The 22278-nt window shown below is 61.8% G+C and carries 19 protein-coding genes; 7 read left to right on the top strand and 12 right to left on the bottom strand.

What is annotated here, in order from left to right:
- The first annotated feature begins 249 nt into the window (after window positions 1–249).
- On the top strand, window positions 250–816 hold the full coding sequence (locus B7G66_RS05995) for a cob(I)yrinic acid a,c-diamide adenosyltransferase (protein WP_003620874.1): 567 nt from the start codon (window positions 250–252) through the stop codon (window positions 814–816).
- Here the strand turns inward: B7G66_RS05995 and B7G66_RS05990 are convergent, their stop codons facing one another.
- The gene (locus B7G66_RS05990; RefSeq protein WP_167613979.1) at window positions 817–1431 is read right to left on the bottom strand and encodes a gluconokinase; all 615 of its coding nucleotides are present in this window, start codon (window positions 1429–1431) and stop codon (window positions 817–819) included. It abuts the gene before it with no gap.
- 515 nt (window positions 1432–1946) lie between these two features.
- Between B7G66_RS05990 and B7G66_RS05980 the strand changes: the two genes are divergently transcribed.
- On the top strand, window positions 1947–2624 hold the full coding sequence (locus tag B7G66_RS05980; protein ID WP_003620877.1) for a hypothetical protein: 678 nt from the start codon (window positions 1947–1949) through the stop codon (window positions 2622–2624).
- 199 nt (window positions 2625–2823) lie between these two features.
- Window positions 2824–3306 (top strand): hypothetical protein, encoded by a 483-nt coding sequence (locus B7G66_RS05970; protein WP_003620881.1) that lies wholly within the window; start codon window positions 2824–2826, stop codon window positions 3304–3306.
- Between the two features lie 163 nt (window positions 3307–3469).
- On the opposite strand, the gene B7G66_RS05965 is transcribed toward B7G66_RS05970, so the two are convergent.
- From B7G66_RS05965 to gluQRS, 3 genes are all read right to left on the bottom strand, one after another.
- Entirely contained in the window at window positions 3470–4702 is a 1233-nt protein-coding gene (locus B7G66_RS05965) for a pyridoxal phosphate-dependent aminotransferase (RefSeq protein WP_080545532.1), read from the bottom strand.
- 19 nt (window positions 4703–4721) lie between these two features.
- Complete coding sequence (locus B7G66_RS05960; protein WP_003620885.1) at window positions 4722–5924, bottom strand: pyridoxal phosphate-dependent aminotransferase; 1203 nt, start codon at window positions 5922–5924, stop codon at window positions 4722–4724.
- A 147-nt stretch (window positions 5925–6071) separates the two neighbouring features.
- Complete coding sequence (gluQRS, locus tag B7G66_RS05955; RefSeq protein WP_003620888.1) at window positions 6072–6938, bottom strand: tRNA glutamyl-Q(34) synthetase GluQRS; 867 nt, start codon at window positions 6936–6938, stop codon at window positions 6072–6074.
- Window positions 6939–7161: 223 nt separating this feature from the next.
- On the opposite strand from gluQRS, the gene B7G66_RS05950 reads away from it, so the two are divergent.
- Window positions 7162–7722, top strand: a complete 561-nt coding sequence (locus B7G66_RS05950; protein ID WP_040512445.1) for an HNH endonuclease — start codon at window positions 7162–7164, stop codon at window positions 7720–7722.
- Window positions 7723–7761: 39 nt separating this feature from the next.
- Here B7G66_RS05950 and B7G66_RS05945 read toward each other — a convergent pair whose 3' ends face one another.
- Complete coding sequence (locus B7G66_RS05945) at window positions 7762–8073, bottom strand: hypothetical protein (protein ID WP_040510932.1); 312 nt, start codon at window positions 8071–8073, stop codon at window positions 7762–7764.
- 361 nt (window positions 8074–8434) lie between these two features.
- On the opposite strand from B7G66_RS05945, the gene hpnR reads away from it, so the two are divergent.
- From hpnR to B7G66_RS05930, 3 genes are all read left to right on the top strand, one after another.
- Window positions 8435–9979 (top strand): hopanoid C-3 methylase HpnR, encoded by a 1545-nt coding sequence (hpnR, locus tag B7G66_RS05940; protein ID WP_003620893.1) that lies wholly within the window; start codon window positions 8435–8437, stop codon window positions 9977–9979.
- 215 nt (window positions 9980–10194) lie between these two features.
- A complete protein-coding gene (locus B7G66_RS05935; RefSeq protein WP_003620896.1) occupies window positions 10195–12618 on the top strand; it encodes a heavy metal translocating P-type ATPase in 2424 nt (807 codons plus the stop codon).
- Between the two features lie 14 nt (window positions 12619–12632).
- Window positions 12633–12848, top strand: a complete 216-nt coding sequence (locus tag B7G66_RS05930; protein ID WP_003620898.1) for a heavy-metal-associated domain-containing protein — start codon at window positions 12633–12635, stop codon at window positions 12846–12848.
- Window positions 12849–12929: 81 nt separating this feature from the next.
- On the opposite strand, the gene B7G66_RS05925 is transcribed toward B7G66_RS05930, so the two are convergent.
- The 7 genes from B7G66_RS05925 to B7G66_RS05895 form a co-directional block, all read right to left on the bottom strand.
- On the bottom strand, window positions 12930–13376 hold the full coding sequence (locus B7G66_RS05925) for a SufE family protein (protein WP_003620901.1): 447 nt from the start codon (window positions 13374–13376) through the stop codon (window positions 12930–12932).
- A gap of 144 nt (window positions 13377–13520) precedes the next feature.
- The gene (hslU, locus tag B7G66_RS05920; RefSeq protein WP_003620903.1) at window positions 13521–14837 is read right to left on the bottom strand and encodes an ATP-dependent protease ATPase subunit HslU; all 1317 of its coding nucleotides are present in this window, start codon (window positions 14835–14837) and stop codon (window positions 13521–13523) included.
- Window positions 14837–15430 (bottom strand): ATP-dependent protease subunit HslV, encoded by a 594-nt coding sequence (hslV, locus tag B7G66_RS05915; RefSeq protein ID WP_003620905.1) that lies wholly within the window; start codon window positions 15428–15430, stop codon window positions 14837–14839. Before hslV ends, hslU begins: the two co-directional genes overlap by 1 nt.
- 48 nt (window positions 15431–15478) lie before the next feature.
- A complete protein-coding gene (locus B7G66_RS05910; protein ID WP_040512448.1) occupies window positions 15479–17440 on the bottom strand; it encodes an ATP-binding response regulator in 1962 nt (653 codons plus the stop codon).
- 16 nt (window positions 17441–17456) lie between these two features.
- On the bottom strand, window positions 17457–19313 hold the full coding sequence (locus tag B7G66_RS05905; RefSeq protein ID WP_048858920.1) for a response regulator: 1857 nt from the start codon (window positions 19311–19313) through the stop codon (window positions 17457–17459).
- Window positions 19314–19339: 26 nt separating this feature from the next.
- Window positions 19340–20425, bottom strand: coding sequence for a chemotaxis-specific protein-glutamate methyltransferase CheB (cheB, locus tag B7G66_RS05900; protein ID WP_048858919.1), 1086 nt, complete (start codon window positions 20423–20425; stop codon window positions 19340–19342).
- A gap of 14 nt (window positions 20426–20439) precedes the next feature.
- On the bottom strand, window positions 20440–22278 hold a 1839-nt coding region (locus B7G66_RS05895; RefSeq protein WP_048858916.1), incomplete at its 5' end, for a response regulator.

The following is a 22278-nucleotide window of genomic DNA, read 5'->3' as shown; positions in this document are numbered from 1 at the left end:
TTTTTCCAAAAAGCTTCAGAAGACGCCGCCTTTTTCGATCAAAAAGCGGCACCCGAAAACTTTTCTTATTTTTTATCAATGATTTGTTTTCAAACACTCTCTAAAAGTTTCAGGCAACGTGGGGTCGTGCAGAGCGTGACCTTTTGCGGATATAAGTTAGCACTTTAAAATTTTTATTATTTTCCATCCGCAGGTTACTTTCAATCGGCCCATTCGGCCCACGCATCACTTCACGCCAAGAGAGAATTCATGGTCATTCGGATCGACCGGGTCGTAACCCGCGGTGGCGACAAGGGACAGACATCGCTGGGCAACGGCGCGCGTGTTGAAAAGGACGACCTGCGTATTGAGGCTCTTGGCACGCTGGATGAAGCCAACGCCGTCATCGGCGTGCTGCGTGCGACCTGCCCGCCCCAGACGCACGACGCGGCATTCCTGCGCCGTATCCAGTCATTGCTGTTTGATATTGGTGGCATCGTCTGCCAACCGGACAAGGGAATAGATGCCTTTCCCGCCGGAGAGGCTGCAATGACGATGATCGAAGCCGAAATCGAACGCCTGCGCGCGCAACAGCCCGCCCTGAAGAGCTTTGTCCTGCCGGGCGGGACACAGGCGGCGGCGCAGGCCCACCTGGCGCGCACGGTCATCCGCCGCGCGGAACGCCGGATGATCAGCCTGCATCGCATGACCCCCCTTGCCCCGGGGATTCCCGCCTGCCTGAACCGGCTTTCGGATTATTTCTTTGTGCTTGGGCGGCATCTCAACGCCGATGGGCGCGATGACATCGCATGGATGCCCGGCAGCTTTTCGGCCTGATCAGGTCAGGTTGCGCTTGCTTTCCACCATGCCGTTGCCATGACCCACCGGTTTCCCAAGCGCACGCAATGCCGCGCATGCGGCCTCCAGCATGTCTTCGCACGTGGCGGCGGCATCAAGTTCCAGCACGACCTCATCATCAAGCGGTTCCTCAAGGGTCGCGAACTGACTGTCGAGCATGCTTGCCGGCATGAAATGACCGGTGCGTTCACGCAGGCGCGTCCCCACGCCATCACGGCTGCCCTTGAGATAGACAAAGCATACCTGCGCATGGCGTCCTGAAATGGTCGTGCGGTAATCGCGCTTCAGGGACGAACAGGTGACGACCCCCATCTGGCGCGCGTCAACCCATTGCGCGACCTGCTGTCCGATCTGTTCCAGCCAGGGTTGCCGGTCGGTATCCGTCAGGGGCGTGCCCGACGCCATCTTGGTAATATTGGCCTCGGGGTGCAGGTCATCCCCTTCCACAAGGGGGCAGTCCATACGTTCGGACAGCATCCGCGCAAAGGTGGACTTTCCACACCCTGACACCCCCATGACCACCAGCACATATGGTGCCCCCGCCTGTTTCAGGACGGACGACGGACGTGCCAGCGCCTTTTCCGTAAGGGACATGTTTTCCGACATCACTTTACCCATTCACTTCGCGGGCCAGCCGCCGGCCCCAACCAGGCCCTGCATGGGCATGCCCCACACGCGTGTCACATCAACCTGCAAACCGCAGGCACGAATGCGATGCTATCGCCTCATGACAGCATGGTTCAATAGAACATGAACAAAAAAGCCGCATTGCAAGAGTGTGTGATACACATATGACGTAATCATATCGAAACATATATTTCTATACTCATCCCCATATGGGAAGAGCATAATGACAGTCCTGAATATTGTTCAAATCGCCGCTGGGCGATCTTCCACCATAAAACAGCACCCACAGTGCATGCAAAACATGAAGACGTCGCAATATCGGGATGGATGCTTGCATTCCCTCCAGAATAAAGGCTACATAGTCACGAAGTCATTTTCAGGTGCGACATCTTGGAATATCCCCATTAGGAATAATTTCCTATTCTGGTGGCTGATATCCATCCTCCAGATCCTCGGCTTTGTATCTATCAAAGAGTCTTACCGTGTCATCATATAATGAATTCCTGTCCTTCCCCGGTGAAGAAGAACAGGACGCCTCCCCCCACCGCGACGAAGTCAATGAAATGGCCCTGCGTCAGGCGCTTGAACGCCTTGGCAAGGGACAGGACAGGGACAAACCTTCTTCCCAGTCACCTGCCCCCCGGCGCGCGCCCCAGCCCAAACGCCAGCAGCAGCGCCTGCCCGAAACCGGGGCGCGACGCCGCAAGTTCGTACAGGATGGCGACGTCCGGGTCGAACACCAGAATATTTCAACACGCCCGACGTCAACACGCACACTTCACATACAGTCCGACAGTAACGGTGAAGTAGAGCAGTTGCGCAACAAGCTTCAGATAGAGCAGAAGTTGCGTGAAACCGCCGAACGCCAGCGCCATGAGGCACAGGGCAACCTGCGTGGTCTGGAAACCCGTATCGGGCATGCGGAAATCATGCTTGGCGAAGCCAAGAACACGATCGCGCAGAAGAATGAGGAAATCCTCGGCCTCAAGACCGAGCTTTATGCCGCACAGGCGCAGATTGACCGGTTGAAGGAAGAAAACGCGGCAATACGCAAGGCCAGGATTACGGCACAGCCACGCCGTGCGACCGTTGCGGTTGAAAACGTCGCAACGGAAGAGGACGAAGACGAACCCGTGAAGTGGTGGATCCGCAAGAAATAAACCCATCATGACCCGGAACGCTCATGGGCGGGGGCGTTCATGACCCGGATCATCGCCGGGTCATCACCGGGTTATTCATGGCGCAGGACATTCATGATTCAGGGCGTCATTTCGCCGGCCCCGCAACCGGCCCCCACGATGGGGCCATATCCATGCGGCATGCCTGCGACACGATATCCGGCACGGAAAGGCACGGCGGATGCATGATCATCCGATAACACCGGGACAACAGCGGCGCATCGGCCTGCTGATCGTGGCGTTAAGCACCAGTTCGTCTGTCGCCATCCTTCTGCTGATCCCGCTTGTCAGTGGGTTTGTCGGCCTGCTGCGCGATGTGCTGAGCGTCCTGATCCTGCCATTTTCCCTTATGTTCGGCATGAGCGGCACCTCGGTAGATCAATCCTCTGCCCTGAGCCAGATCATCGACAGCATGGGCCATGGCGCCGGACAACACCCATGGCGCACCGCGATTGGCGCGATCACCGGGGTCGGTGGGGCTTTTGCCTTTGTCATGGCGGAACGTGTTGGCGGGCGGCTTGCCTATATAACGGCCATGATCGCAACTGCGGTGGCCATGGGGCTGTGCGGCCTGCCGGGGGCGGCATTCCTCCTGCCGACCTTGCTGACAGAAGGAATTTTCGTGCTGTCCCCCCCTGCCACCGATGGACGGGCATCGGGTTAAGGACAGTTCATACCCTGAATGTCATGTCCTGCATGCAGGACATGACAGTTTCCGGGCGTCACCTGTTCCGTCAACAAGGCGACGCCTTTGCGCAGATTTTGCAAAAAACCGATCAGGGGCTGTTATGGTTTCGAAACATCCCCCGGGTTCTTATCCTGCGATATCACCCTTGCAGGCCCGCCACGAACGTTGCGATACGACCACAGGCATCCACCAGAATTTCATCGGACGTGGCATAGGACAGGCGCAGGTACGGCCCCTTGCCAAATGCGCTGCCGTGAACAACGGCTACATGCTGTTCCTCCAGCAAGGCTATGGCGAAATCCTCGTCCGTTCCGATATAACGGCCACCTGCACTGGTGCGGCCAATGCACGCGGCAATCCCCGGATAGACATAAAACGCGCCAAGCGGCATCGCGCAGGTCAGTTCCGGGATCTGGCGCAGCGCATCCACCACCATGCGCCGACGGCGGTCATATGTCTGGCGCATCGTTTCCACCACACCCGACGGCCCGTCGAGTGCCGCGACCGACGCGGCCTGACTGATGGAGCAGATGCCCGATGTCGAACTGCTCTGGATACCGCTCATCGCGCGGATCAACGGGGCGGGACCACCCACATATCCCACGCGCCAACCGGTCATGGCATAGGCTTTTGATACGCCATTAAGCGTCAGGACACGTCCTTTCAGGTCCGGCGCCACCTGCGCAATCGAAACATGGGCATGCCCGTCATAGACAAGATGTTCATAAATCTCGTCCGACAGGACATGCACGCGCGGGTGACGGCGCAGGACTTCGGCAACCGCCTCCAGGTCCGCGCGCGTGGTGGTCGCACCTGTGGGATTGTTGGGGAAATTCAGGACCAGCCATTTGGTCCGTGGGGTAATCGCCGCCTCCAGCGTCGCCGCATCCAGACGGAAACCATTTTCCTCTGGACAGTCCACAAAGACCGGCACCCCGCCAAACAGGCTGATCATCAGCGGATAGCTGACCCAGTACGGACGCGGGACGATCACCTCGTCCCCCGGATTGATTGTGGCCATGAAGGCGTTGAAGATGACCTGCTTGCCCCCGTTGGAAACCATGACCTCCGACGGTTCATAGGTCAGGCCGTTTTCCCGCGCGAACTTGCGGATGATCGCAGCCTTCAGCGCGGGCGTTCCCTCCACGGGGGGGTATTTCGTCTGCCCGTCGAGGGCCGCGCGATGGGCGGCCTCGATCACACCTGCGGGCGTGGGAAAGTCGGGCTCCCCAAGGGCGAGGGAGAGTACCTCCTCCCCCCGGGCCTTCAACGCGCGCGCGCGCTGCGCCATCGCGATGGTCGCCGGGGTTTCCAGACGATCCATGCACCCGGCCAGAAATCCGTCGGTGGCGGTTGCAGTACTGCTTGTCATGACGTTTTCCGATCCCGTCTCAGCGCAGGCCACCGCAGAAGCGCTGTATGCGCTTACATGCTTCTGTCAGGCTCTGGGTGTCGGTGGCATAGGAAATGCGGAAATGCCCCGCGAACATGAACGCACTGCCATGGACGGCGGCGACCCCTTCTTCATCAAGCAGGGCGGTCACGAAATCCTTGTCGCTGTCGATCCGCGCGCCGCCTGCACTGGTCCTGCCAAGGCAGCCACGCAGCGACGGGAAGACATAGAATGCCCCTTCCGGCGTTGCGCATTGCAGGCCGGATGCCTGGTTAAGCATGCTGACCACAAGGTCGCGCCGCTTCTGATAGGTGGCAACCATTTCCGCGATGAATCCCTGCGGGCCACTGACGGCCTCCAGCGCCGCCGCCTGACTGATGGAGGACGGGCCAGAGGTGGACTGCCCCTGCAGCTTGTTCATCGCGCGGATCAGTTCGACCGGCGCGCCAGCAAAACCGATCCGCCAGCCGGTCATGGCATAGGCTTTTGACACACCATTCATGGTGACGGTGCGCGCCCGCAGGCGGGGTTCGACCTGCACGATGGTGGCCGGTGTGAACCCGTCATACACCAGCTTGTCATAAATATCGTCGGTCAGGATCCAGATATCGGGATGGCGCAACAGCACATCACACAGCCCGCGCAGTTCCTGTGCGTCATAGGCAGCGCCCGTCGGGTTGTTCGGTGAATTGAGCAGCAGCCATTTCGTGCGTGGCGTAATCGCGGCCTCCAGGTCGGCAGGACGCAGCTTGAACCCATGTTCGGCCATGCATGGCACGACCACCGGCGTCCCTTCGGCAAGGGCCACGATATCGGGATACGAAACCCAGCACGGGGCAGGTATGATGGCCTCATCCCCCGGATTGATGGTTGCCACCATCGCGTTATAGATAACCTGCTTGCCCCCGTTGGAGACGATGATTTCATCGGACGTGTAATCCAGCCCCGAATCAAGGCGGAACCGTTCGGCAACAGCCCTGCGCAATGCAGGGGTTCCGGCAACGTCGGTATATTTTGTCTGCCCATCGTCGATGGCGCGGATGGCTGCCTGCTTGATATTGGCGGGCGTGTCGAAATCGGGCTCGCCCGCCGAAAGGCTGATGATATCCTTGCCCGCGGCTTTCAGTTCACGTGCCTTGGTGGAAATGGCGATCGTCTGGCTGGGGCTGATCCTGTCAAGACGCGCGGCGATAAGATCCATGAGACCGAGATCCATTATGACATGAAGTTACCGTTCCTTGCTGGAACGTCGGTTGCAAACCCTAGTGCGAAGCCGCCATCGTGAAAACAGCACAAATGCACCACGCCCATGTTTCGCGCCCCTTGCCCGCATAAAGGCGGCATCCGTTCAGCCCATGACAGGACCGTGATAGCCCGCGGCGGCCAGCACGGCACGCGCACTCATCCCTGCGGCACGCATCGCGGCGATGGTCATGGCCCGGTCACGCTTGGCCAGCCTGCGTCCCGTTTCATCACACAACAGCGCATGGTGGGCATATTCAGGTTCCGCCCAGCCCATCAGATGTTGCAGCAGGCGATGCAACGATGTGGCCGGGCGCAGGTCCTCCCCACGCGTCACCAGCGTAATGCCCTGCAACGCGTCGTCATGCGTCACACACAGGTGATAGGACGCCATCACGTCCTTGCGCGCCAGAACCACATCACCGAACAGTTCAGGATGACAGCGCTGCCGCCCCTGCCCGCGTTCATGCCATGTCAGATCGGATGCACCGGGCACCGACAGCGCACGCCCCATGTCCAGGCGCATTGCATGTGGCGCCCCCGCCGCCAGCAACGCCGCCCGTCGCGCCGCTGACAGATGGCGGCAGGTTCCGGGATATACCACGCTGCCATCGGGCGCATGATGCGGGGCATGCGCGGAGGCGGCGATTTCATCGGCAATATCGCGCCGGGTGCAAAAACATGGATAAACCAGCCCCCGCGCGCCAAGACCAGCCAGCGCCGCCGCATAATCCGCAAGGTGACGCGACTGCCATCGCACCGGTTCGGACCAGTCCAGCCCAAGCCAGCGCAGGTCGTACATCAGGTCGTGGGCGAACACATCACGGCAGCGGCCGGGATCTATATCCTCGATCCGCAGCATGAAACGGCCCCCCGACTCGCTTGCCGACTGCCATCCCGACAGGGCGGACGCGACATGCCCCAGATGCAGCCCCCCGGTGGGGCTGGGGGCGAAACGGGTTATGTCAGGCATTTTCCACACGATAACAGTCAAGTAGCATCGACATTTTCCATATAACCCGCAGATACCGGAACAGGGTTCGCGAATATTCGCACGCACCCTCCCTTGCCACATGGAAAGAGGTCTGCAATAGATTCAGGGCAGTTACTTCATGACGGCGCACATGATCGGCGTTCGGTTCAAAGTAAAGGACGCCTGAAGACTTGTGTGGCGGCATCACATCAAGGATGCGCCCGTGCTTTCTGACAGTCAACATTTCCCGGCCCTCGTCCTGAATGCCGATTTCCGGCCCCTGTCCTACTTCCCGCTTTCCCTATGGTCATGGCAGGACGCGATCAAGGCGGTATGGCTCGACCGTGTTTCCGTCCTGAGCGAATATGACGAAGTCGTACATTCCCCATCACAGGAAGTCCGCCTGCCCAGCGTCATCGCGCTGAAGGATTATATCCAGACCGCCCGACGCCCGGCGTTTACACGGTTCAATGTATTCCTGCGCGACAATTTTTCATGCCAGTACTGTGACACGCGCCTGCCGACACACGAACTCACGTTCGATCATGTCATCCCCCGTTCAAAGGGGGGACGCACCACATGGGAAAACGTCGTAACCGCATGCAGCCCGTGCAACCTGCTGAAGGGATCATACATGCCGCATGAACTGCGGATGTATCCCTCCCGCACGCCACAGCAGCCCAGTAGCTGGCTGCTTCAGGATAACGGACGCTCCTTCCCGCCCAATTACCTGCACGAAAGCTGGCGGGACTATCTTTACTGGGACAGCGAACTGGAAAACTGACGCAGCCCGCCCGCAGCACCATTCCCGTTGCGGCGTGGGTCAGCGGGTATAGCTGTATCCGTATTCGTCCGCCTGTTTTTGCAGGTCAGGGGCATTATGCAGGTTCAGCGGGATGGGCTGCGGGTTTTTCGAACCGATCGCAAAATTATGATCGGTCATGCGCTGGCATGTATTGGCGGCAAGGGGGAAGCTCAGATGCATCTGCGTCCCCAGTTCCTTACGCAGGCAGCGGACGTCACTTTCATACGGCATACGCCCGATTTCGGCGGAACATCCACCCAGCGCCATCGCACCGCCGCATGCCAGCAGCATCAATGGACCCGTCACTTTTCGCAGTGTCTTGCGCTTCATCTCGCCCCCGGAGGTTAACGCCAGAGTGTGACATGAAAGTGCTTGTGGCGATAGGCCCGCGCAGGCACGCCCCCAGCCCAGCCCTTCGTTTTTCGCATAGGTTCACGTCCCGCCCGCCCGACCGCCATTCCAGGGCCCGGACGACTGCCGGTATATCTTCAGTGCATAGGTGATATAACTGCGAATTGGGTGACATTATGGTCTTATATTGTCACCCTTCGTATCTTATCCGGTTTTTTTATAACTGGATGCGATTTATAAAAACGTCAAATACCACCGTGGGAAGTCTGTAAATTTCCCTCTGGATTGCGTATGTGGACGTCCGCACCAGCCCTGCCCCACCCATGCCCGAGGTGAAATAATGAGATTACTGGCCGTTCATCCAAGTTCGCTGATGTACACAAAGGTATTTTTGCGACTGGAACCTCTGGGCCTGGAACTTGTCGCGGGTGCCGCGCGTGATAAGGGGCATGATGTCGATATCATCGACCTGCAGGTGGAAAATCACAACGATTACTGGGAACGTATCGAGAAATTCCGCCCGCATGCGATCTGTTTTTCGGGCAATTACCTTGCGAACGTTCCTGAAATCATCGATTTGTGCAAGGAAACGCGTAAACGCCTGCCCAATGTTTTCCTGTTCATCGGCGGCCATTCGATTTCCTTCATCGCACGCGATGTGCTTGCGCTTTCCGACGGGGCGATCAACTGCGTCCTGAAGGGCGAAGGCGACGCCACAGTGGGCCTCCTGCTCGAAGCCTGGGAAAAGGGCGAAGACCTGCTTGGCGTTCCGGGCGTCGTGACGATGGAGGGCGACGGCCCGCCCCCCATCTTTGTCGAAAACCTTGATGGTGTGCGCCCCGCACGTGACCTGCTGCGCCACCGCCGCAAGTATTTCATCGGGACGCTGGACCCTGCCGCCTCCATCGAATTCGCACGGGGTTGCCCGTGGGATTGTACGTTCTGCAGCGCATGGACATTCTATGGCCGCTCCTACCGCACCGCCAGTGCGGAAGTGATCGGGCAGGAACTTCAGGAGATCAAGGAGCCCGGCATCTTCATCGTTGATGACGTGGCCTTTGTGCATGCCGAACATGGCATGGCGATCGCAGCCGAAGTCCGCCGCCGGGGCATCAAGAAGGAATACTACCTTGAAACGCGCGCCGATGTGCTGTTGCGGAACAAGGAAGTTTTCCGCGAATGGAAGGATATCGGCCTCAGCTATATCTTCATCGGCCTTGAAGCCGTTGATGCCGAGGGGCTGAAGCGTTTCCGCAAGCGTGTGTCGATGGACCGCAATTTCGAAGCGCTGGATTACGCCCGCTCGCTCGACCTGATCGTCGCCATCAACCTGATTGCCGACCCGTCATGGGACCGGGAACGTTTCGAGGTCATCCGCCAGTGGTGCCTGGAAATCCCCGACATCGTCAACCTGTCGGTCACGACCCCCTATCCCGGCACAGAGATCTGGGAAAGCGAATCGCGCAAGCTGACGACACGCGACTATCGCCTGTTCGATATCCAGCACGCGGTCATGCCGACTACCCTGCCCCTGCGCGAGTTTTATGAGGAACTGGTAAAGACGCAACAGGTGCTGAACAACAAGCATCTGGGCTGGGCCGCGATCAAGGACACGCTGGGCATTGCGCTGCGCCTTGCCCTGCGTGGGCAGACCAACTTCCTGACCATGATCTGGAAGTTCAACTCGGTCTTCAACCCGTCCCTTCAGATGGCGGACCATGCGCGCAAGCCGGTTTATGAAATGCCGGTCAAGCCCGAGGGGACCAATCAGAAGATCGACCGCAAAACGCTGTATGTACACGGCCCCTCCGGGCGCAAATCGCGCAAGATCGATGATGATACCGAAAAGTTCGTCGATGAAACCCGCATGAGCACGGTGGACTGACGCATATTCGTGTGCCCTTGCCCTGCGACATTATCCGGGTTGTGACGCGGGGACTGGTCATGAACGCGGGCTACCTAACACGGGTTACCTAACATTGGCGTCCACATAACACTGGCGCGGGCGGGGTTGCATTGGGCCCCGCCCGCCCTAACATCAGGGTCACGCGCCAATCGACAGCCAGTTTCCATCAGGCGTGACAGTTCAGGAATGAAGTCATGGCCACGGCAACGCAGACGGCTGTTACCTTCCCCATAACAGGCATGAGCTGCGCCGCCTGCGCCAGCCGGATCGAAAAAGTCATCCGGCGCGTACCCGGCACAACGCCAAGCGTGAATTTCGCAACCGCGCAGGCCACGGTCGGCCTTATACAGCCCCCCACCACAGCCGCCCTCGCCCCCGTGTTCGAGGCCGTGCGCAAGGCGGGATTTGAAATCCCCACCCAGGCCCTGTCGCTTCAACTGACGGGGATGAGCTGCGCGGCATGCGCCAGCCGGATTGAAAAACTGCTCAACCGCCTGCCCGGCGTCAGCGCACATGTCAATTTCGCCACGGAACAGGCGGATATCACCTATGTTCCCGGCCTTGCGGACCTGCCTGCCATGATCGCGCAGGTGCGCAAGGGCGGGTTCGACGCCGCACCGGTGCAGGCGCCAACGGCCATATCCGATAACGATACCGCCGCACGCGAACACGCCCATGCCACGGCCCTGCGGTTGCAATGGGCGATGTTTGCGCTGTCGGCCATACTGAGCCTGCCTCTGCTGCTGGGGATGGTGGACATGGTCTCCGGGCGGATGGATTTCATGCTGCCCCTGTGGCTGCAATGCCTGCTGGCGACCATGGTGCAGTTCGGGTGTGGCTGGCCGTTCTATCAGAAGGCATGGAAGGCCGTCCGGGGTGGCGGGGCGAACATGGATGTGCTGGTCGTGCTGGGCACCACGGTTGCGTGGCTGTCGAGTACGGTCATCTGGCTGTTCTCCCTTTCCGGGCATGTCTATTTTGAATCGAGCGCGGTGGTCATCACGCTCGTGCTGCTTGGCCGCCTGCTGGAGGCACGGGCGCGGGACCAGACGCGCGCGGGCATCGCCGGCCTGCTGCGCCTGCAACCCAAGGTCGCGCATGTCGAACGCGACGGGCAGGTCAGCGACATATCCGTCGCCGCCCTGCGCGTTGGCGATATCGTTGTCGTGCGCCCGGGCGAGAACATTCCCGTCGATGGGATCGTCATTGCCGGACAATCCGACGTGGACCAGTCGGCCATGACGGGCGAAAGCGTGCCTGTGGCGCGCACGGTCAATGACCATGTAATTGGCGCCACCCTCAACCAGAACGGCGTACTGCGCGTGCGTACCGAACATGTGGGGGCCGACAGCACACTGTCGCAGATCGTGCGCATGGTCCAGCGCGCGCAGGCGTCCCACGATCCGGTTCAGCAGCTTGTGGACCGGATCTCCGCCATTTTCGTGCCCGGCGTGCTGGGCATCGCGTTGCTGACATTCATCGTGGGATGGATGGTTCATGGGCATGCGGCGACAGCACTGACGGGAACGATTGCCGTACTGGTGGTGGCGTGCCCATGCTCGCTCGGGCTTGCGGTGCCGACGGCCATCATGGTCGCCACCGGTCGTGGCGCGCGCGCGGGGCTGCTGTTTCGTGACGCCGACACGCTGGAACATGCCCATACGATCGACCTTCTGGTGTTGGACAAGACCGGAACCCTGACGAAGGGACAGCCGGAAGTGCGCGAAATCTCGCCATTGCCGGGGCATGACGCGCAACGTCTGCTGGCCATGGCGTGCGCGCTGGAACAGGACTCGGAACATCCCCTTGCCCGCGCCATCGTCGCCCATGGCCGCCAGCAGGGTATTGCCCCCATTGCGGTCCATGATGTCACCGCCCTGCCCGGTCGCGGGATAGAGGGACGGACGGCACAGGGCGAACGGCTGCGTCTCGGCGCGCCACATTTCGTGGGGACAGGCACCGATACGGACATGCCAGACACCGTCACCCGCCTGGAACAGCAGGGACACACGGTTATTGGCGTGGCGGATTCGGGGGGAATCGTGGGCTATATCGCACTGAGCGACAGCCTCCGCACCGAAGCCCCGGCCTGTATCGAGGCCCTGCGCCGCGACGGGATCGCCACCCTGATGCTGACGGGCGATAACCAGCAGGCAGCCGCCGCAATCGCCCGGACACTGGGCATGGACCGCTTCATCGCGGGCGTACTGCCACAGGACAAGGCGGCAGAGATTGAAAAACTGCGTGGGCAGGGCCATGTGGTGGGTATGGTGGGCGACGGGATCAACGACGCACCAGCACTGGCCATGGCCGATATCGGTTTCGCCATGGGCCACGGATCGGACATCGCGGTGCAATCCGCGGGTGTGATCCTGATGCGTGACAATCTTGGCGGGATACTTGACGCGATTTCCCTGTCACGCGCCACATTGCGCAAGGTGCGGCAAAACCTGTTCTTTGCCTTCATCTATAATATAATAGGCATCCCGCTGGCGGCCATGGGCATGCTGGACCCCGCCATCGCCGGGGCCGCCATGGCCATGAGTTCCGTATCGGTCGTCACCAGTTCGCTGTTGCTGAACCGATGGCGCGCCACGACATTGCCCACGACGACGTAAGGAAAGAGTTCCAGATGGAAAAATTCACCCTCAAGATATCAGACATGACCTGTGACGGCTGCGCGGCCAAGGTGCGCCGCTCCCTCGAACAGGTCGAAGGTGTCCGTGACGTGGAAGTCTCCCTTGAAAAGGGCGAAGCCTATGTGCTGTGTGACGATACGTTCGTCAATCCCGACACGCTTGCCAATGCAGTGGACGCGGCGGGCTTTGACGTCGTGCAGGAATACTAAGGACACGCATTGCGTGCCTGTGACGGGGTAATGACCGCATTGCCCCGCCCCCCCCAAACGGGGTGTGGACGTAAGCGACGTTCAGGCCACGTCCTGCGTGGCCGCGGCCTTGCGGATGGCGCGGGCCATCGCCTCCACCCCGTTACCACGGTTGGTGGACAAAGCCTGCACCAGACCGAGTTCACGCAGGAACCCCGGATCGGTCTGCAGGATTTCGGCCCTGCTGCGCCCGGAATAAACCCGTAACAGCAACGCCACCAGCCCCGACACGATGGCGGCGTCCGATGCCCCGGCCAGGAACAGGGCATCGCCCATGTCCTTTGCCTCCAGCCAGACCTGGCTCTGGCATCCGGGAACGCGGTGCGCGTCATTTGCCCATTCCTTGGGAAAGGGCGGCAGCTTGCGGCCAAGTTCTATGATGTACTGGTACCGATCCATCCAGTCATCGAACAGCGCCAGTTCATCGGCAATCGCCGCAATCGCATCTGCCGCCGTATCGTCTTCGGGCTTTACGAATGGATCCGTCATATTCTTCCTCTTGCTCGCCACAGGCATGCCTGCAAATCATAAAGAAGTTTTTGGTGAAGCTTTTTCCAACAGGCTTCAGGGAAAACGCCGCCCTTTCTTCGAAAAAGGCGGCGTCCAAAAACATTCTGCCAGTCTCGTGGGGATTTACAGGATAAAGCGGCTCAGGTCGCCCTTGCGCGCCAGCGGGGCCACCTTTTCCTGGACATCGGCGGCAGTAATTTCCACGCTCTGTCCCGCCCGGTCGGTGGCGGTGAAGGAGACTTCTTCCAGCAACCGCTCGATCACGGTCGCAAGCCTGCGCGCACCGATATTTTCCACCCGTTCGTTGATATCTGCCGCCAGTTCAGCCAGCGCATCCACCGCATCGTCGGTAAAGCGCAACGTCACCTTTTCCGTGCCCAGCAGCGCGATATACTGCGTCAGCAGCGAATGTTCGGGTTCCGTCAGGATACGGCGCAGGTCCTGACGCGTCAGCGAGGACAGCTCCACACGGATCGGCAGGCGCCCCTGCAATTCGGGCAGCAGGTCCGAAGGCTTGGCGATATGGAACGCGCCCGATGCAATGAACAGGATATGGTCCGTGCGCACGGGGCCATATTTGGTCGAAACCGTCGTCCCCTCGATCAGGGGCAGCAGATCACGCTGCACCCCCTCACGCGAGACATCGCCGCCACGCGCGCCGCCTTCGGCCCCACGGGCGCAAACCTTGTCGATTTCATCAAGGAAGACGATACCGTGATCCTGCGCATGGGCCACGGCCTCACGCGTCAGGGTTTCGGTATCGAGCATCTTGTCCGCTTCCTCACGCGTCAGGGCGGCGCGGGCCTCTGCCACCGTCATGCGACGGCGCTGGGGCACGCGGTTCATGAAACCCTTCATCATGTCGGAGAAGTTGATGACCGTACCCGGCGTCATGTTCGGCATGTCCGCCTGTCCCGACGGGGATGGTCCCTCCGTCACGGAAATCTCGACTTCCTTGGTTTCCAGATCACCATTGCGCAGCATGCGGCGGAATTTATTGCGGGTATCCGCCGACGCGCCTTCGCCCACCAGCGCATCAAGCAGACTGTTTTCCGCCGCCATTTCCGCCTTGGCCTGCACGTCGCGACGCCGCAGGTCACGCAGCATGTTGATCGAGACCTCCACAAGGTCGCGCACAATACTTTCCACGTCCCGCCCGACATAACCGACTTCGGTGAACTTCGTGGCTTCGACCTTCAGGAACGGCGCCTGCGCCAGACGTGCGAGGCGACGCGCGATCTCGGTCTTGCCACACCCGGTCGGGCCGATCATCAGGATATTCTTGGGCACGACCTCATCACGCAGGCCCTCGGGCAATTGCGCGCGGCGCCAGCGATTGCGCAGCGCAATGGCCACCGCACGCTTGGCGTCGGTCTGGCCAATGATGAAACGGTCGAGTTCCGAGACGATTTCCCGCGGGGAATGGTTGGGGATTTCCATCATGCCTGTCCCTTGTCCACATCACCGCCCAGCGTTTCAACCGTGACGGAATAATTCGTATAGACGCAGATATCACCCGCGATCTTCATGGACCGTTCCGCGATTTCACGCGCGCCCAACCCGTCGATACCCAGCAGCGCACGCGCCGCCGACAGGGCGTAATTCCCGCCGGACCCGATGGCGATGATGCCGTCCTCAGGTTCCAGCACATCGCCATTACCGGTCAGGGTATAGGAATGATCCGCATCGGCGACGGCCATCATCGCCTCCAGCCGCCGCAGGTAACGGTCGGTGCGCCAGTCCTTCGCCAGTTCGACGCAGGCGCGTTCAAGCTGGTTGGGATACCTCTCCAACTTGGCTTCAAGCCGTTCGAGCAGGGTAAAGGCATCGGCGGTTGCCCCGGCAAAGCCGGCAAGGATGCTGCCCGATGGGCCGATGCGGCGTACCTTGCGCGCATTGCCCTTTATGACGGTCGCACCTAGCGTCACCTGGCCATCGCCAGCCATCGCCACCTGGTTATCACGCCGCACGCACAGGATGGTTGTGCCGTGCCAGCCAATCGGATCGTGGGGATTTACATGATGATCTTGCATATCATGAAGAAATAGGAGATTTGCCCCGCAGCACAAGGGGGATGGACGTCATCCATGCCCTGCCTGCGCACCGGCGTCCCCCCCGCCACGCATGATTCGCCCGATCTGTTCCGCCAGTCCCGCGCGGGTAAAGGGCTTGTGCATGACATTCCCCCCCTTTGGCAGGGTGCCAAGATTGGCATACCCCGTCAGATACAGCACCTTCAGCCCCGGCTGGATCGCCTGCAGGCGGTGTGCCGTTTCCTGCCCCCCCATTTCGGGCATCATCACATCCATGATGACAAGGTCCAGCGGGCCCAATCCCGCCTCCAGGGCGGCGACGGCTGCCTTCCCCCCGGCATAATCATGCACCTCGTGCCCACGGGCGCGCAGGAACCCGGCCGTGACCGCGCGCACACCGGGTTCATCATCCACCACCATGATACGCAGCGGCCGGTCGGGCATGATGGAAGATACGGCCTCGTCCACCTTCCCCTCGCGCACGGTTCCATCCTGCACCGGCAGGCACAGGTCCACGCGCGTTCCCACACCGGGGGTACTGTGGACCTGGACCTCGCCCCCCACATGGCGGACAAAGCCATAGATCATGGACAGGCCAAGCCCCGTGCCACGCCCCACATCCTTGGTGGTAAAGAACGGTTCGAACACGCGCGCCAACGTTTCTTCCGACATGCCCATGCCCTGATCCTGCACCGACACCATGACATAACTGCCGGGCACAAGGTTCGTGCCCGCCACGACCTCACGCACACGCTTGAGCGCGGTGGAAACACGGATCACACCCCCATCGGGCATGGCGTCCACCGCGTTGATGCACAGGTTGAGCACCGCAAGTTCAAGCTGCCCCGCATCGGTGCATACGGGCGGCAGGCCCCCATCGGATGCGGCGGTATCGACGATGATGGAACACGGCATCGGCAGGGCCTTGTCCTGCCGCGACACCACCGTCTGCGCCAGCAGGTCCTTCATGCCATGCAGCAGGGCGTTCACGTCGATCGGCTCCAGGCTGAGATCGCGTGGGCGGCTGAAATTCAGCAACCTGCGCGTCAGCGACGCCCCGCGCCGCGCCGCCGCCGTGGCATTGTCAAGCAGGCGCAGCACCGCGCCCTCCTCAGGGGGCAGCATTTCATGGGCCAGTTCCAGTGATCCCAGCACCGCCGTCAAAAGATTGTTGAAATCATGCGCGATCCCGCCGGCCATGGTGCCAAGGGCCTGCATCTTCTCCGCCTGACGCAGGCGACCTTCCATTTCCTGCTGCCGGGTGATGTCGCGGTTGATGACCACGGAATAGACATCGGGGCTTTCCCCGTCATTCAGGACGACACGCGTGAACTCGCGCCAGCGGCCATGGGTGCGCCCCACCTGCGGCGGAAGTTCGATCGCGGCCTCGTCGCGGCCTTCGTCGCGCATCCGCTCTTCCGCCGCGCGCAGGGCGGGCAGCAGCACGGGATCGCACAGATCCTCTTCACGCTGACCAAGGCAGGTGGCGATGTCACGGTCATAGAAATCGGCCGCCTGATGATTGATGCGCACGAAGCGTCCTTCGGCATCCTTAAAGCCAAGGCCCGCACGCATATTATTAAGCAACCCGTGCAGCAGTTGCCGTTCGGTGCGCAGTTCGCGTTCCAGCCGGTGGTAATCCGCAGCCTGCACGATCATCGCCCGCAGGGCGTCAGGGTCCCATGGCTTGTGCGAATAAAAGGAAATCCGCCCCTGGTTCAACGCCGCAGCCACCGCGCCGATATCGGCATATCCCGTCAGCAGGATCGCCTGCGCGTCGCAGATTTCGCGCGCGCGCGCCAACATGACATCGCCGCCCATCTCTGGCATGCGCTGGTCCGACACGATCACATCGACATCATTGCGCCGCGCCAGTATCTCCAGCGCCTCCACAGGGGAGGTGGTGGCGACGACGCTAAAGGAATCTTCGAGCAGGTCCGTCAGGGCGACAAGGATTTCGGGTTCGTCATCCACCACCACGATGACGGGACGCGGGGCCTGTTCTGTCATATCGTCGTCTTTCCCATCATGCCTTGCCTGCCTGCCCATCGGTCCTGTCTTCTGCCTCCTGCGCACGCCATGGCACCGAAATGGTGAACTGCGCGCCGCCCTGTTCGCGGTTTGTGACCATCAGCGTCCCCTGATGGGCCTGCACCACGCCATAGGCGATCGCAAGCCCCAGCCCCGTTCCCGCCCCGACCGGCTTGGTCGTGAAGAAGGGTTCGAAAATACGTTCCTGCACATCCGGCGCGATACCCGGGCCGGTGTCCGAAATCGTAAAGACGTAAGCAGGGGTTCCGCCCTCCCCCTCGCGGCGCAGTTCGGTGCGGATGTCGATCCGGCCCTGCGCAGGCATGTCGGACAAGGGATTATCACGTTCCGCCGCCTCCAGAATTGCATCGGCGGCATTGCTGATAATATTCATGATGACCTGATTGAGCAGCGCGGCCTGGCAGTACAGCCGCTCCGGCGCGGTATAGTCGCGATGTACGGCAATGCCATTGCCCAGTTTCTGCGTCAGGAGCGCCAACACCGTCTCCAGCGCCTCCGGCACGTCGATGACCTGGAACAGCCCTTCGTCCAGTCGCGAGAATTTGCGCAGGTTCAGCACCAGATTCTGGATACGGCGCAACCCAAGGTTCATTGACGCCACGCGATCACGGCATTTGCGCAAGATCGCCCCCCGCGCCCCGTGGCCTGTATCCGTCGAGCTCTCCTCCATATCCATAACGCGGTCCAGCCCGCGTGCGACGGTATCCTTATGCGCCAGGATGAAGGCCAGCGGGTTGTTGATTTCATGCGCGATGCCCGCAACCAGTTCACCCAGCGACGCCATCTTGGCGGTCTGCACCAGCTTGCCCTGCGTCTCGATCAACTTGCGGTTGGCATCGGCAAGTTCACGGTTCGCCTGTTCCAGCGCCTCTGCCAGTGATGCCTTTGACGCAATCGCCGCGGCTTCGGCACGCGCGCTCTTTACCGCGATCTCACGGTTCTGGCGCTCCACCTCGATACGGCGGACGTCATCCTGCAGCAGCTTGCGCCGCACCAGCACCCGGATACGCAGCGCCAGTACCGAAGGGGCGACATCATCGGGCACAAGGTCGTCCACACCCGTTTCGAACACGCGGGCCGAAAATTCCCGCTGGTCCGGGCTGGGCGGACTGATGGCAAGGATACGCAACGGCACACCGCCCCGCATCAGCACCTCCTGACGCAGTTCGTCGAGCCTGCGGCAAAAGACCACGCCATCCATCCCACCCACCGTCAGGTCCACCACCACGCAATCCGGCGCGCATTCGGGGTCCAGCAGCATCTGACGGTCGAAATGCGCGGGATCACCACAGATGGTCACGATATGCCCGTCACGCTGCAACAGGTCGATCAGCGCCCCGACCCGGCCCCCATCGGTGGTTGCATCATGGCGTGGCGTAACCACCAGAATGCGCGCGCGGCGAAAGACGCGCCCAGGGCGGGCGCGCACATTACCCGCATATTCACGCAGCAGCGCGCGGATGCGAAAAACAATCAGTGCGGAGTCGGAGGATTTGGGCACATAGGCGTCCGCCCCGCTCTCCAGCCCTTCGCGCTCCAACCCCGGCTCGATCCCTTCGGTCAGGATCAGGACCGGGATGGTGCGTGTCACCGCGTTCATGCGCAACTGCCGCGCAAGCTGCCCGCCATTCATGCCCGGCAGGTGATAATCCGCGATCACAAGGTCGGGGATATGGCTGTCGAGGGTATCGAGCGCGGCCTCCCCGCTTGCAACACGTTCCACGCTGAACCCATGCCCCTGGAGCATATGGCGGATGCGCAGGGCCTGCGTGTCCGAATCCTCCACCAACAAGACGGTGGCGGGGCGTTCATCATCGGGCTGTACTGTCATGATCGGGTCATGTTCCGTGGTCTGTATCATCCGGGGGGCTGGCGTGCGGGGGATGCCACGCCCCCGGCGGGATCGGCGCTGTCGGCCATGATCCGTTCGATATGTGGCGCAATGTCAGGCAGCGGCAGGCTGATGCAGGTCGCACCACCGCGTTCCGCCGCACCCGGCATGCCATGGATGACAGCGGTACTGCGATCCTCTGTGATGGTATAGCCACCCGCGCGCCGCATATCGCCAAGGCCCCGCGCCCCGTCTTCGCCCATTCCGGTCATCAGCACCCCCACGCCCCCCCGTCCGAAGGCCCGCGCGACAGAGGAAAACAGCACCGACGCCGATGGCCGCTGCCCCTGCTGTGGCGAGGTATCGAGCACGACCGCCTCCCCCCGCGCCCCGATGGCAAGGTGCCGGTCGCCCGGCGCGATATAGACATGCCCCCGGCGCAGCGTCTCCCCATGGCGCGCCAGTGCGACGGGCATGGGAACCTGCTGGTCCAGCCAATGGGCAAATCCCTCCATGAACGGGCCGCCCATATGCTGCACCCCCACAACGGGCACAGGGAAATCGACCGGCAGCGCCCCCAATACCTGCGCAAAGGCACGTGGCCCCCCCGTGGACGCGGCAAGCGCAAGGATACGCGGCGGCACCGTCCATGATGGTACCGGCGCCACCGGCGCGGGGTGCGGTGCCTGCGCCGTCAGCAGGCGCCTGCGGATCACGGGCACCTGGCTCATGATATAAAGCTGTGTCGTAATCGCGCCGACGGCGGCGCGTCCGGCATCCGATGTCAGGCCGCGCGGCTTTTCGATCACCGCCAGCGCCCCCGAACGCAGCGCATTCATCGACACCTGCGCATCCAGCGCGTCGCTGACGATGACGATGGGCGTGGGGCATTGCGCCATGATGCGGCGCGTCGCCTCCAGCCCGTCCATGCCGGGCAGACACACATCCATGGAAATCACGTCCGGGCGCAGATGCGGGACAAGGCGGATCGCCTCTTCCGCACTTTCGACCGCATCCATCAGGCGCAGGCGCGCGTCGGCACGGATGCTGTGTGACAGAAGGTGGCGCAGGACGGCCGAATCCTCCACCACAAGGACCGAGCGCGTCGGCATGACGGGCGCGTGGCTCACAACAGTCCCCGTATCGTCTCAAGCAGTTCGCCCTGATCGAATTTCTGCTTGGTGATATAGGCACGTGCGCCGCCTTCCAGCCCGCGGCGTATCTCCTCGTCATTATCGCGTGATGTCATCAGCACGACCGGGATGGTGGCAAGGCGCGGGTCGGCATGGATGGCCGCCAGCAGGGCGAAACCGTCCATGCGGGGCATTTCCACGTCGGTCACGACCACATCGACCCGACGCGACGACTGCAACAGCAGCATCAACGCCTCCTCCCCATCCACCGCCAGCATCACGTCAAAACCATGGGCCTGCAGGATCGTCTTCTGCAAGGTCCGTGTGGTGATGGAATCATCAACCACCATGACCAGCGGCGCGCGCCGGGCCTCTGGCGTGGCCTGTGGCGGCGGGGCAGGCGCCACATGCATCCCCCGCCCGCCCCGCGCGCGCCAGCGTTCGAACAGGCGGTCGGGGCTGATGACGAAAACGGGCCGGTCCTCACGCGGCCAGGCGATGCCGGGAACCAGTTCGCTGTCCAGTCCAACGGCGGACGCATCGGAAATCAGCAGCGTCCGCACCTCCACCATCCGTTCGACGGCAAAACCGCACGATACGCCATCGACCTCCATCACCGCGACCGTGACGGCACCACTGCGCACCGGCAGGTAGCCGGTGCCCGCATCATCGCCCACAAACGCCGACAGCGGCACGATGGGCACCAGCGCCTCATCATCCGGCGGCGCGCCATCGCCACCGGGGGGGACGCCCGTCATGCCAGAACGTGGCAGGACCGCGAACGGACAGCCATCGACCATGCGTATATCATCGCGCATCACCCGCAGAAGGTGGCGGATAACACGCCCCGGCAGGCCGATCATCTGTTCCCCATTTTCCACCAGCAAAACGGTGCGCTGGCGTTGCGACACAGGCACCGTCAGGGTCACGACCGTGCCGCTTGGCTGTGCCTGTTCCATCGCCACGGTGCCGTGCAATGCACGCGCGGCCTCTGCCACGATCGACAGGCCGACCCCACGCCCGGCCAGGTGATCGACATGCGCACGGGTGGAAAATCCGGGTTCGAACACCCGCGCCAGCAACTGCCGCGCGTCCAGCGGCGCATCGACATGGATCATGCCCTGACGCACCGCGCGCGCGGCAATCGCCTTCAGGTCGGGGCCACACCCGTCGTCACTGACCCTGACCTGAAGGCGCACCCCCGTCAGCGTCACCGTCAGCGTGATGGTCTGCTGTTCCGGCTTGCCAGCCTTCAGCCGCTGCGCGCGGCTTTCATGCCCATGGACGATCGCGTTGCGCAGCAGATGCAACACCGGATCGCGCAGGGCCTGCATCACGCGGCGTTCGGCCTGTACTTCCATCCCGCGCAGGCGTACCTCCACCTGTGCCTGCGGGCCGCCATGTTCACGCGCGATGCGCCGGGCCATCGCGGCAAGCGACCCGAACACCGTCCCGGCAGGCACAAGGCTGATGGCATGCACATCCTCGCCCAGGCGCAGCAGGGCGCGATCCGCCTGCCCGGTCATCAGTTCATGTTCCCGCCCGATGGCCATCAGCCGTCGCGTCATGCGCGAAAACAGCGCAACAGGATCGGCATGGACCCGTTGCGGCGCATGCGCCAGCGCACGCATGTCACGCAGCAGGTCGCTGAAACGTTCCCATAACCGGTCGTGGCGTTCGGCCACCCCCATCAGGTCATGTACCGCCCCCGACAGCGCATCAAGGCGGGAGACCGGAACCTGCACATAGGCATCGCCCCCCCCCTCGCCCGGTGGCGGCGCGCCGGTTGCGGCGGGGCCTTCCCCGTCCGCCATGCCGTATGGGTCGGGCAT

It is taken from the genome of Novacetimonas hansenii JCM 7643 (assembly GCF_000964405.1).
GTDB lineage: Bacteria > Pseudomonadota > Alphaproteobacteria > Acetobacterales > Acetobacteraceae > Novacetimonas > Novacetimonas hansenii.
The sequence above is the reverse complement of the archived record's forward strand: the minus strand, read 5'-3'. Positions and strand labels throughout refer to the sequence as shown.